Annotated in this window: 11 protein-coding genes; 9 read left to right on the top strand and 2 right to left on the bottom strand. The window is 60.1% G+C overall.

The window, feature by feature from the left end; genetic code table 11:
• Positions 1 to 7 precede the first annotated feature (7 nt).
• Together glpD and HGP17_RS19995 are read right to left on the bottom strand one after the other, a co-directional pair.
• Entirely contained in the window at positions 8 to 1,519 is a 1,512-nt protein-coding gene (gene glpD, locus HGP17_RS20000) for a glycerol-3-phosphate dehydrogenase (protein ID WP_168812206.1), read from the bottom strand.
• Between the two features lie 115 nt (positions 1,520 to 1,634).
• Positions 1,635 to 2,408, bottom strand: a complete 774-nt coding sequence (locus tag HGP17_RS19995) for a DeoR/GlpR family DNA-binding transcription regulator (RefSeq protein WP_168812205.1) — start codon at positions 2,406 to 2,408, stop codon at positions 1,635 to 1,637.
• A gap of 97 nt (positions 2,409 to 2,505) precedes the next feature.
• Here HGP17_RS19995 and HGP17_RS19990 point away from each other — a divergent pair, with 97 nt between their 5' ends.
• The 9 genes from HGP17_RS19990 (at position 2,506) to HGP17_RS19950 (ending at position 12,643) form a co-directional block, all read left to right on the top strand.
• Positions 2,506 to 3,276 (top strand): SDR family oxidoreductase, encoded by a 771-nt coding sequence (locus tag HGP17_RS19990; RefSeq protein ID WP_168812204.1) that lies wholly within the window; start codon positions 2,506 to 2,508, stop codon positions 3,274 to 3,276.
• 102 nt (positions 3,277 to 3,378) lie between these two features.
• On the top strand, positions 3,379 to 3,717 hold the full coding sequence (locus tag HGP17_RS19985; protein WP_168812203.1) for a metalloregulator ArsR/SmtB family transcription factor: 339 nt from the start codon (positions 3,379 to 3,381) through the stop codon (positions 3,715 to 3,717).
• Between the two features lie 69 nt (positions 3,718 to 3,786).
• Positions 3,787 to 4,680, top strand: coding sequence for a LysR family transcriptional regulator (locus tag HGP17_RS19980; protein ID WP_168812202.1), 894 nt, complete (start codon positions 3,787 to 3,789; stop codon positions 4,678 to 4,680).
• Between the two features lie 162 nt (positions 4,681 to 4,842).
• Positions 4,843 to 5,322, top strand: a complete 480-nt coding sequence (locus HGP17_RS19975) for a formate dehydrogenase subunit gamma (RefSeq protein ID WP_168812201.1) — start codon at positions 4,843 to 4,845, stop codon at positions 5,320 to 5,322.
• Complete coding sequence (locus HGP17_RS19970) at positions 5,319 to 6,875, top strand: NADH-quinone oxidoreductase subunit NuoF (protein WP_168812200.1); 1,557 nt, start codon at positions 5,319 to 5,321, stop codon at positions 6,873 to 6,875. Before HGP17_RS19975 ends, HGP17_RS19970 begins: the two co-directional genes overlap by 4 nt.
• A 5-nt stretch (positions 6,876 to 6,880) precedes the next feature.
• Complete coding sequence (fdhF, locus tag HGP17_RS19965; protein ID WP_168812199.1) at positions 6,881 to 9,760, top strand: formate dehydrogenase subunit alpha; 2,880 nt, start codon at positions 6,881 to 6,883, stop codon at positions 9,758 to 9,760.
• 29 nt (positions 9,761 to 9,789) lie between these two features.
• Positions 9,790 to 10,617 carry a formate dehydrogenase accessory sulfurtransferase FdhD gene (gene fdhD / locus HGP17_RS19960; protein WP_168812198.1) on the top strand — a complete coding sequence of 276 codons (828 nt, stop codon included), beginning with the start codon at positions 9,790 to 9,792 and terminating at the stop codon, positions 10,615 to 10,617.
• Complete coding sequence (locus HGP17_RS19955; RefSeq protein WP_168812197.1) at positions 10,607 to 10,873, top strand: formate dehydrogenase subunit delta; 267 nt, start codon at positions 10,607 to 10,609, stop codon at positions 10,871 to 10,873. Before fdhD ends, HGP17_RS19955 begins: the two co-directional genes overlap by 11 nt.
• A gap of 108 nt (positions 10,874 to 10,981) precedes the next feature.
• Positions 10,982 to 12,643, top strand: coding sequence for an OFA family MFS transporter (locus tag HGP17_RS19950; RefSeq protein ID WP_168812196.1), 1,662 nt, complete (start codon positions 10,982 to 10,984; stop codon positions 12,641 to 12,643).
• Positions 12,644 to 12,693 lie beyond the last annotated feature (50 nt).

Below are 12,693 nucleotides of genomic sequence, written 5' to 3'. Positions count from 1 at the left end.
TTGGCGCTCAGGCGTGAACGCGGCTGTCGGCCATATAGCTTTCGAGTGCGGCGGCTTCTTCCTTAGACAGGTAGAGGCCTTTCTTTGAGCGACGCCAGAGAACGTCGGCGGCACTGTGAGCCCATTCCTGGTCGACCAGATACCGGACCTCCGCTTCATAAAGGTCGCTGCCAAAACAGCGGCCGAGATCGGCGACCGTCTTTGCGTCGCCAAGGATCATGCTGGCCCGTGTGCCATACCGGCGGACAAGGCGGCGCGTATGCTGGTCGATAAGGAAAGGGTAGCGCGATTTCAGCTTCGAAACTTCGCTTTCATAGCCGCGCGCGGGAAAATCGCCGCCCGGCAGCGAGCTCTTGGCGGTCCAGGGCGTGCCCTTGAGGCCGATCGCCTCGCCGATCTTTTCGAGCGCATGTTCGCCCAGGCGGCGATATGTGGTGAGCTTGCCGCCGAACACATTGAGCAGCGGCGCCTGACCCTCTTCACCTTCTACCTTGAGCACGTAATCTCGGGTGGCTTCCTGTGCCTTCGATGCGCCGTCGTCGTAAAGCGGGCGTACGGCCGAGTAGGTCCAGACGATGTCCTCGGGCCGCACCGGCTCCTTGAAATATTCGCTGGCGGCGTTGCAGAGATAGGTCGTTTCCTCGGCGGTGATCTTCACATCCTTCGGATCGTCCTTGTAATCGCGATCGGTGGTGCCGATCAGCGTGAAATCCTGCTCATAGGGAATGGCGAAGATGATGCGGTTGTCCGGGTTCTGGAAGAAATAGGCGCGGGGATCATCGAACTTCTTGCGAACGATGATGTGGCTGCCCTGAACGAGGCGGACATTGTGCACCTCGTTCTTGCCGAAGGCGCCGGAGAGAACATGGTCGACCCATGGCCCGGCGGCGTTGACCAGCATCCGCGAGCGAAACTCGCGCTTCTCGCCGCTGATCGTGTTTTCGGTTTCGATGGTCCAGACAGCACCTTCGCGACGAGCCGACACGACTTTCGTTCTCGGCATGATCGTCGCGCCGCGATCGGCAGCGTCGCGGGCGTTCAGGACAACCATACGGGCATCGTCGACCCAGCCGTCGGAATATTCGAAGGCCTTGGTGAACAGCGCCTTCAGCGGCTTGCCGGCCGGATCCCTCTTCATGTCCAGTGTCGCTGTCGGCGGCAGCAGCTTTCGCCCGCCAAGATGATCGTAGAGGAACAGGCCGAGGCGGATGAGCCAGGCCGGCCGGATACCGCCCTTGTGATAGGGGAGGACGAAGCGCATCGGCCAGATGATGTGCGGCGCCATGGCCCAGAGGATTTCGCGCTCCATCAGGGATTCGCGCACGAGCCGGAATTCATAGTGCTCGAGATAGCGCAGGCCGCCATGGATAAGCTTGGTGGCGCCGGAGGATGTGCCGGAGGCGAAGTCGTTCATTTCGGCCAGCGCGACCTTGTAGCCACGCCCCGTGGCATCACGGGCAATGCCACAACCGTTGATGCCGCCGCCGATAACGAAAATATCGTAGACCTGTTCGCTCACCCGTCCCTCCGCAAAGGTCCACCATCCCCTGAAGATGGAAATTCGAAAATTAAACCATCTAAAGCGAAATAGATACGAATGTCAAACGAACGTTTGTTGACGGAAAGTGCGTCGATCAGGTCGGGTGGCGAGCCGCTTCGACAAGGCGAACATCGTGCTCGTTCGCGATAGTTCGTATGGATTCAATAGTGCATTCATCGGTGACAAAGGTATGAACCTGCGACAGGTGCCCGATACGAACCGGAGCCGTTCGCTCGAACTTGGTGCTGTCGGCCACCAGGATCACATGACGGGCGTTGGCGATGATGGCCTGGGCGACTTTCACTTCGCGAAAATCGAAATCGAGAAGCGCGCCATCCGCATCGATGGCCGAGGCGCCGATGACGGCATAGTCGACCTTGAATTGCCTTATGAAATCGACCGCAGCTTCGCCGACGATGCCGCCGTCCGAGCCGCGCACGACGCCGCCCGCGATGACCACTTCGATGGATGGGAAGATACGTAACTTGTTGGCAACGTTTATGTTATTCGTGATGACCATCAATTCGTGATGGCCGAGCAGTGCTTCGCCGACAGCTTCGGTGGTGGTGCCGATATTGATGAAAAGCGAGCTGTTGCTTGGAATGATGGCGGCGGCGGCACGGCCGATTGCCTGCTTTTCGACAGCGGCGATCGAGCGGCGCGCTTCGTATTTCACATTCTCGGTACCGCCGGGGAAGATTGCGCCGCCGTGCACACGCGACAGGACGCGGCCGTCACAGAGGTCGTTCAGATCCTTGCGGATGGTCTGCGGCGTTACCGAAAAGCGCAGTGCCAGCTCCTCCACCAGCACGCGCCCCTCCGTTTTGGCGATCTCGAGAATCTCGGTTTGGCGCCCGGACAGGAACATGATTTTCGCTCCCTTTCTTTCGTTTTTTCGTCATCATATGATAAAGTGAAAATTCCGCAATTACCGGCGCGCGAATTGTGCGGGTGGAGGGGCTGCCGTGTTTCATCCTAAGTTGTTCGAGAATCGCAATGTCGTCGTGACCGGCGCCGGCCGTGGAATAGGGCTCGAGGTGGCGCGGCAATTTCTCGATTGCGGCGCTCATGTCCTCGTTCACGTCGGGCGTGATTCGAATCGCGACCTTCCGGATTTTCTGATGGAGGCGCAGGCTGAGCGCCGTGCCTTTCTCGTCGCCGGCGATTTTTCCAGCGGGGAAGGCACGCGGAATTTCGTCAGTGCGACCGGCGAGCGTTTCGATCGCGTCGATGTGCTGGTCAACAATGCCGGGACGATGGTTGGCCGGTTTCTGGCGGGCGAACTGACGGATGATCAATATGAGAAGATCGTCCACCTCAACCAGACCTCGGTCATGGAAGTGACGAGAGGATTGCTTCCCTTGTTGCGGGTTGGCGGAGAGGCGGCGATCATCAATACGGTATCGATCTCGGCCTTGACGGGCGGAAGCCCCGGATCCGCTATCTATTCCGCGTCCAAAGCCTTTGTCGTCACCTATTCCAAGGCCTTGGCGCGCGAGCTCGCGCCGGATGGCATTCGCGTGAATTGTGTTTCGCCAGGCACGATAACGACCGACTTCCACGAGCGATATTCTTCCAAGGAGAAGCTGGAGCAGACCCGCAAATCCATTCCGTTGCAGCGTCTTGGGACGGCGGAAGATTGCGCCCCTGCCTATCTCTTTCTCGCCGCGCCCACACTCTCCGGTTACATCACCGGACAAGTTATAGAAATCAACGGTGGTCAGCTGATTTGCTGACAAATCGGACCTTTTTTGGTTTTCATGTCTTTTTTCAATCAGTTTGTGGTTTGATAATATTATAAGCATACCTCTATGTGAGTTCTCACTGAAGGCTGTGATATGTCGTCGTCTCCACCACAGGGCGGTGCTGCGGAACATAATGTCGAGGAGCTATCGGCGAAGGCGCGCAAGGCAAGCGCTGTGTTGAAGGCACTTTCGCATGAAACCCGGCTCGCCATTCTGTTCATGCTCGCTAAGCGCGAAAAGACAGTGATGGAATTGGAAGCTCTCCTCGACCTGCCGCAGGCGGTCGTTTCGCAGCATCTTGCGCGTCTTCGTCTGGATAAGCTGGTCGACACGCGCCGCGAGGGACGGCTTATTCATTACGCCGTCGCGCGCTCGGAAATTTGCGCTGTCGTCACTTCGCTACATGAAGCTTTTTGCCCCAAGGACTGTTGAGGGTTATCGAGCCTTGCGTGTTGCGCTTGCAGGGCTTGCGGTCTAACTCTTTCCTTGCGGGAGAGGTGGATGATCGAGAAGCTGGAATTCTTCATAGCGCTGGCGAATCAGAAGCATTTTGGCCGCGCGGCCGAAGAGTGCGGCGTCACGCAGCCGACCTTGTCGGCGGCGATCCGGCAGCTGGAAGATCAGCTCGGTGTGATGCTCGTCAGCCGCGGCTCGCGTTTTCAGGGGTTGACGCCTGAGGGGCAGCGTGTGCTGGAATGGGCGCGCCGCATCGTCGGCGACAGCCGCACCATGCGCGAGGAAATGCGAGCGGCGCGCAAGGGTCTGGCTGGCCACATCCGCATCGCGGCCATTCCGACGGCGCTTGCAATGGTGCCGAGGATCACCACGCCTTTTCAGGAACGGCATCCGGACGTCACCTTCTCCATCATATCGCGCAATTCGCTGCAGGTTTTGAGCCTGCTGGAAAATCTCGAAATCGATGCCGGTATCACCTATCTCGAAAACGAACCGCTCGGCCGCGTCACCAGCGTCCCGCTTTTTGCTGAGCGTTATCATCTGATTACTGCAGCGGGCAGCCCCTTTTCCGAGCGTGAAAGCGTAACGTGGAAAGAGATCGGCAATCTTCGGCTTTGTCTATTGACGGCGGACATGCAGAACCGCCGTATTATCAATCGGCACCTTGCCGAGGCGGGCGCGATCGCCAATCCGACACTCGAATCCAATTCGATGATCGTTCTCTTTGCGCATGTCCAGACCGGGCGCTGGGCAAGCATCATGCCGAAGAATATTGCCGATTCCTTCGGTTTTCCGGCTGATATTCGCAAAATACCGATCACGGAACCGGATGCGGAGCATCTCGTCGGGCTGGTCGCTACCCACCGGGAGCCCTTCACGCCACTGGTTTCCGCTTTGTTGCATGAGGCGAGATTGCTCGCGGAATCGATCAAAGATTGATAGAAATTTTCTATCGAGCAACGAGACTGCCTTATTGATCCTTTGCGCCGTCCCTGCGACGTTTAATTATGGCGTGTCGATCGCGCGCCACGGAGGAAATGCCGCATAAGCGCGTCTGAAGATTCGCCTTCGATTTTCGGAGCTATGCGTGGGAGGCTGCTAATGAGTTTGAATCAGGCTGCGAGCGACGTCGCCAACCGCGCCGGGACCATCATCGATAGCATGAAATCGATGGAAGGGCCACTTTTGCCCATTTTGCATGGGATTCAAGAGGAATTCGGTTATGTGCCGCAGGATGCGCTGCCGCTGATCGCCAAGGCGTTGAACCTTTCGCGCGCCGAAGTCCACGGCGTCATGACCTTTTACCATGATTATCGCGATCACCCCACAGGCCGCCATGTCCTGAAGCTCTGTCGCGCCGAAGCCTGTCAATCGATGGGCGGCGATGCGCTGGCCGAGCGCATCAAGCGGCTGCTCGGCATCGATTTCCATCAGACGACCCTCGATGGCAGCGTCACGCTCGAACCGGTCTACTGTCTCGGGCTCTGTGCGTGCGCTCCGGCCGCGATGCTGGATGGCGAACTCCATGGTCGGCTCGATGATGAGAGCGCGGACGACCTCGTCAAGGAGGCGCGCCAATGACGCTCACCATTTATATTCCTCGCGATGCCGCAGCCCTTTCACTCGGCGCGGAAAAGGTCGCGAAATCGGTCGCTCAGGAAATCGCCAAGCGCGGGCTCGATGCACGCATCGTGCGCAATGGTTCGCGCGGCATGTTCTGGCTCGAGCCTCTGGTCGAAGTCGAGATCGACGGCAAGCGCATCGGCTATGGCCCGGTGAAGGCTAGGGATGTCGCGGCACTGTTCGACGCCGGGCTCGCCGAAGGCGGCGAACATTCGCTCTGTCTTGGGGAGGTCGAAAGCCTCCCATTCCTGAAAGAACAGACCCGCCTGACCTTTGCCCGTTGTGGTGTTACCGATCCGCTTTCGCTGCAGGATTATGAAGCGCATGGCGGCCTCAAGGGGCTGCGTCGCGCCATCGGCATGGCATCCGGAGATATCGTCAAGGAAGTCACCGATTCCGGCTTGCGCGGCCGTGGCGGCGCAGGTTTCCCGACCGGCATCAAGTGGAAGACGGTGCTCGATGCGCCGGGTGACCGCAAATACATTGTCTGCAATGCCGATGAGGGCGATAGCGGCACCTTTGCCGACCGGATGATCATGGAGGGCGATCCCTTCGTGCTGATCGAGGGCATGACGATCGCTGGCCTCGCAACGGGGGCGACCAAAGGCTTCGTCTATACGCGCTCGGAATATCCGCATGCGATCGCTGCGATGACGGAAGCGGTCGAAATTGCCCGTAAGGCCGGCATTCTCGGCGCTTCGGTGCTCGGTTCCGGCAAGGCGTTTGATATGGAGATCCGCACCGGCGCCGGCGCTTATGTCTGCGGCGAGGAAACGGCGCTGCTGAACAGCCTCGAGGGCAAGCGCGGCATCGTGCGCGCCAAGCCGCCGCTGCCGGCACATAGGGGCCTTTTCAACCGTCCCACAGTCATCAACAACGTGATTTCGCTCGCCTCCGTCCCGGTCATCATGGATAAGGGCGCGGCCTTCTACCGCGATTTCGGCATGGGCCGTTCGCGCGGCACGATCCCGCTGCAGATCGCCGGCAATGTGAAATATGGCGGCCTCTATGAGACGGCCTTCGGTCTTTCGCTTGGTGATATCGTCGACAAGATCGGCGGCGGCACGGCGACGGGCCGGCCGGTCAAGGCAGTGCAGGTGGGCGGACCGCTCGGAGCCTATTTCCCGCGCGCTCTGTTCGACACGCCGTTTGACTATGAAGCCTTTGCCGCCAAGGATGGCCTCATCGGCCATGCCGGCCTCGTCATTTTCGACGATAGCGCCGACATGCTGAAGCAGGCGCGTTTCGCCATGGAATTCTGCGCGGTCGAAAGCTGCGGCAAGTGCACGCCCTGCCGCATCGGCTCGACGCGTGGTGTCGAGACGGCCGACAAGATCGCCCAAGGGATCGAGCCCGAGAAGAACAGGGTTTTGCTCGCCGATCTCTGCAATACGATGAAATTCGGCTCACTGTGTGCGCTCGGCGGCTTCACGCCCTATCCTGTGCTGAGTGCGATGACCCATTTTCCGGAGGACTTTTCTCCGGCTCCCTTGATTGAAGCGGCGGAGTAAGATCCATGTCCCTCGTTCCAGAAATCGATTACGGCACGCCTGCCTCCCAATCCGAAACCATGGTGACGCTCACCATCGACGGACGCCAGATCACAGTGCCTGAGGGCACGTCGATCATGCGCGCTTCCATGGAGGCCGGCATTCAGGTGCCGAAGCTCTGCGCGACCGACATGGTCGATGCTTTCGGCTCCTGCCGCCTCTGTCTCGTGGAGGTCGAAGGTCGCAACGGTACGCCGGCCTCGTGCACGACGCCGGTTGCTCCGGGTATCGTCGTCCACACGCAGACAGGCCGGCTGAAGGATATCCGCCGTGGCGTGATGGAGCTTTATATCTCCGACCATCCGCTCGACTGTCTGACCTGCGCCGCCAACGGCGATTGCGAGCTGCAGGACATGGCCGGCGCCGTCGGCCTGCGCGATGTGCGCTATGGCTATGAGGGCGACAACCACGTCAAGGCGCGCAACAACGGCGACATCAATCTGAAATGGATGCCGAAGGACGAGTCGAATCCTTATTTCACCTATGATCCGTCGAAGTGCATCGTTTGCTCTCGCTGCGTGCGCGCCTGCGAGGAAGTGCAGGGGACCTTTGCGCTGACGATCGAGGGTCGCGGCTTCGGCTCGCGCGTTTCGCCCGGCATGCATGAGAATTTCGTCGACAGCGAATGCGTGTCCTGCGGCGCCTGCGTGCAGGCTTGCCCGACAGCGACCCTCACCGAGAAGTCGGTGATCGCGATCGGCCAGCCGGAACATTCTGCCGTTACCACCTGTGCCTATTGCGGCGTCGGCTGCTCGTTCAAGGCGGAAATGCGTGGCGAAGAGCTGGTGCGCATGGTGCCGTGGAAGGACGGTCAGGCCAATCGCGGCCATTCCTGCGTCAAGGGCCGCTTTGCATACGGCTATTCGACCCACAAGGACCGCATTCTCAACCCGATGGTCCGCGAAAAGATCACCGATCCGTGGCGCGAGGTTACTTGGGAAGAAGCGTACGCGCATGTCGCCAATGAATTCAAGCGTCTGCAATATCAATATGGCCGCGAGTCCGTGGGCGGTATTACCTCGTCTCGCTGCACCAACGAGGAAACCTATCTCGTCCAGAAGCTGATCCGTGCCGGTTTCGGCAACAACAATGTCGATACTTGCGCCCGCGTCTGCCACTCTCCGACCGGTTATGGTCTTGGCCAGGCTTTCGGCACCTCGGCCGGAACGCAGAATTTCGACAGTGTCGAGCATTCCGACGTCGTCCTCGTCATCGGCGCCAATCCTACCGATGGCCACCCGGTCTTTGGCTCGCGCCTGAAAAAGCGTCTGCGTCAGGGTGCAAAGCTCATCGTCATCGATCCGCGCCGCATCGATCTGGTGCGTACGCCGCATGTCGAGGCGAGCTATCACCTGCCGCTGAAGCCCGGTACCAATGTCGCGATGCTGACGGCACTGGCTCACGTCATCGTCACCGAGGGCCTGTTCGACGAAGCTTTCATCCGCGAGCGCTGCGACTGGTCCGAATTCGAGGATTGGGGTGCTTTCGTTGCCGAGCCACAGCACAGCCCGGAAGAAACGGAAAAATATACCGGCGTTTCTCCCGAGCTCGTACGGGGTGCCGCTCGCCTCTTTGCGAAGGGTGGCAATGGGGCGATTTACTACGGCCTCGGTGTGACCGAACACAGTCAGGGCTCGACGACCGTCATGGCAATCGCCAACCTCGCGATGGTCACGGGCAATATCGGCCGTCCAGGCGTCGGCGTGAACCCGCTGCGCGGCCAGAACAATGTGCAGGGCTCGTGCGACATGGGGTCTTTCCCGCACGAGCTGCCGGGCTATCGTCATATCTCCGATGATGCGACGCGTGATGTCTTCGAAAAGCTCTGGGGCGTGAAGCTCAACAACGAGCCGGGCCTGCGCATCACCAACATGCTCGACGCTGCCGTCGAGGGTACGTTCAAGGGCATCTACATTCAGGGCGAGGATATCCTCCAGTCCGACCCGGATACCAAGCATGTCGCTGCCGGCCTTGCCGCGATGGAATGCGTCGTCGTTCACGATCTCTTCCTGAACGAGACGGCAAACTACGCTCACGTCTTCCTGCCGGGTTCGACCTTCCTCGAAAAGGATGGCACCTTCACCAATGCCGAGCGCCGCATCAACCGCGTCCGCAAGGTCATGACGCCGCGCAACGGCTATGCCGACTGGGAGGTGACGCAGAAGATGGCGCAGGCCATGGGTCTTGGCTGGAACTATAGCCATCCGTCCGAAATCATGGATGAGATCGCCGCGACGACGCCAAGCTTCGCGCTCGTCTCCTACGAGTACCTGGAGAAGATGGGCTCGGTACAGTGGCCCTGCAACGAGAAGACGCCGCTCGGCTCGCCGATCATGCATGTCGACGGCTTCGTGCGCGGCAAGGGCAAGTTCATTCGCACGGAATATGTTGCCACTGACGAGCGCACCGGTCCGCGCTTCCCGCTGTTGCTCACCACCGGGCGCATTCTCAGTCAGTACAATGTCGGCGCGCAGACACGACGCACGGAAAACGTCGTCTGGCATGCGGAAGACCGGTTGGAGATCCATCCGCATGACGCCGAGCAGCGCGGCATCCGCGAGGGCGACTGGATCAGGCTCAGCAGCCGCTCCGGTGACACGACGCTCCGCGCCTTGATTACCGACCGCGTGGCGCCCGGCGTCGTCTATACGACCTTCCATCATCCGGACACGCAGGCGAACGTCATCACCACGGACTACACCGACTGGGCGACGAACTGCCCGGAATACAAGGTGACGGCCGTGCAGGTTTCGCCGTCGAACGGTCCGTCCCAGTGGCAGGTCGACTATGACGAGCAGGCCAAGCAATCCCGCCGTATTGCCGGGAAGATGGAGGCTGCGGAATGAGATTGCATGGAGAGATATTGCTTTAGCCAATGAGCAGTTTTCAGCCCAAGACTACCGTTCCCGAAACCGCCCGCCGCGATGGACTGGTCCGTTCGGGAACGCGTATCGTCCCGGAGGAAGTGCCGATCGCTTTTTCCTATGGTGGATCGTCTCATGCCGTCATGATGGGCACGCCAGCCGATCTTGAGGATTTTGCCGTCGGCTTCAGCCTGACCGAGGGGATTATTACCGATATCGATCAGATCGCTGCCATCGAGACGATCGAGGATGAGCAGGGGATCGACGTTCAGACTAGTCTCATCGACGATGCGGCCGATGCCTTGCGGCTCCGCCGCCGGCATATGGCGGGGCCTGTCGGCTGCGGGCTCTGCGGTATCGAATCGATCGAACAAGCGGTGCGCAAGGTTCCCGACGTTTCCAAGGTCGCCCTGACGCTGACGCAAAAGGATATCGTCAGCGCGATCGCTCTGCTGAACGACGCCCAGCCGTTGCATCGCGAGACGCGTGCGGTTCATGGTGCCGGTTTCTATATCCCGTCGGAGGGATTGCTTGCGGTGCGCGAGGACGTCGGCCGGCACAATGCGCTCGACAAGCTCTGCGGCGCGGTCGTCCGCTCGGGCCGCAAGGGCGCGGAAGGCGTTGTCGCCGTCACCAGCCGTCTGTCGGTGGAGATGGTGCAGAAAGCCGCGATCCTGGGCAGCTCCGTACTCGTTGCCATCTCCGCCCCGACGGCGCTTGCCATTCGCACGGCCGATGAGGCCGGCATGACGCTTGTCGCGCTGGTGCGCGGCGACGATTTCGAGATTTTCACCCATCCGCATCGCATTACCCCAGGGAGCATCGCCGATGTCGCCTGACGACTCGCCGCACGGCAAGACGGAAGCCAAACTCGTCTATATGGCCAACCAGATTGCTACGTTTTTCAAGACGCAGCCGGCAAGCGAATCGGTGGAGGGGGTTGCCAACCATATCAACAAGTTCTGGGAGCCGCGCATGCGGCGGCAACTGTTCGAAATCATCGAGAAGGGCGATAGCGGCCTGCACCCGCTCGTGCTGGAAGCCGCACAAATGATCCATCGGCCCATGCCAGTGGAGAAAGTCACGTCGCCTTAGTATCCAAAACCGACAAATGCTATTGAGTGGCAGTGGGAGAATCTGCCTGACAAGTGATTCTTTCTGAAAAACTTGGGTGCTGGTCTTTGAAACGCGGAGGAGTTGTTCATGGCGGCTGCGGATACGAGTGGTTCTAGGGGAGTAACAACTGCGGGTCTGCTCGATCGCGAGCGCATCATCGCCAAGCCAGGTTTCAATCGGTGGCTGGTGCCGCCGGCCGCACTTGCGATCCACCTCTGCATCGGCATGGCCTATGGCTTCAGCGTTTTCTGGCTGCCGCTTTCCAAGGCGCTCGGTACGCCGACGCCGGCTCCAGCCGAGTGCGCGAATCTCAATCTTCTCAGCGCCCTTTTCACGACGAGCTGTGATTGGCGCGTCAGCGATCTCGGCTGGATCTATACGCTCTTCTTCGTGTTGCTCGGTTCTTCCGCCGCCATATGGGGCGGCTGGCTGGAAAAGGTCGGGCCGCGCAAGGCCGGCGTCGTTGCCTCCTGCTGCTGGTGCGGCGGCATCGTCATTGCGGCTGTGGGTGTCATTTTCCACCAACTCTGGGTGATGTGGATCGGTGCGGGCGTTATCGGCGGCATCGGCCTGGGGCTCGGCTATATCTCTCCCGTTTCGACGCTGATCAAATGGTTCCCTGATCGGCGCGGCATGGCGACCGGCATGGCGATCATGGGCTTCGGCGGTGGCGCGATGATCGGCGCTCCGCTCGCAAGCCTGCTGATGAACAACTTCCGCACCGATACGTCCGTCGGCGTATGGCAGACCTTCATCGTCATGGCGGCCATCTATTTCGTCTTCATGCTGGGCGGGGCTTTCGGCTATCGCCTGCCGCCGGCCGGCTGGCGTCCGGAAGGCTGGACGCCGCCTGTCGCCAAGAGCACGATGATCACCACGAGGCATGTGCATCTGCGTGATGCTCACAAGACCAAGCAGTTCTGGCTCATCTGGGCGGTTTTGTGCCTGAATGTCTCCGCCGGCATTGGCGTCATCGGCATGGCATCCCCCATGCTGCAGGAAATCTTCGGCGGTGCGTTGATCGGTCTGCCGGATGTGAAGTTTGGCGATCTTAGCAAAGATCAGGTGGCGACGGTTGCGGCGATCGCCGCCGGTTTCGCCGGGCTGATCTCTTTGTTCAACATTGGCGGGCGTTTTTTCTGGGCGTCGCTGTCCGACAAGATCGGCCGCAAGAACACCTATTACTGCTTCTTTGTCATCGGCATCGCGCTTTACATCCTGGCGCCCTGGGCGGCAGGCATCCATAGCCGGGTGCTGTTCGTTGGTGCGATCTGCATCATCCTGTCGATGTATGGCGGTGGTTTTGCGACTGTTCCCGCTTATCTCGCCGATATCTTCGGAACTCAGTTCGTGGGCGCAATCCATGGCCGCCTGCTGACGGCCTGGGCGACGGCGGGCATCATCGGGCCTGTCGTGGTCAATTACATCCGCGAGGCGCAAAAGGCCGCCGGCGTCGAAGGCGCGCAGCTTTACACGTTCACCATGTACATCCTTGCCGGGATGCTGGCACTGGGGCTGATCGCCAATGCGCTGGTCAAGCCTCTCGCCGACAAATGGTTCATGTCGGACGAAGAAGTGGCCGCACTCCAGGCAAAGACCGCTGCCGCCAATGCCGGCCCGACTGGCTCCTTCGGTATCGGCACAGGCGGGTTCGACGGCAAAGCTTTGATTGCCTGGGCCATCGTCGGCATTCCGCTGCTTTGGGGCGTGTGGGTGACGATCAAGAGCACCTACGCTCTCTTCAGCTGATAGCATCTCATGAAATGACAAGCCGCCCCGGTTCGTCGGGGCGGCTTCGT

The organism is Rhizobium sp. P38BS-XIX (assembly GCF_012641435.1).
Lineage (GTDB): Bacteria > Pseudomonadota > Alphaproteobacteria > Rhizobiales > Rhizobiaceae > Rhizobium.
The sequence above is the reverse complement of the archived record's forward strand: the minus strand, read 5'-3'. Positions and strand labels throughout refer to the sequence as shown.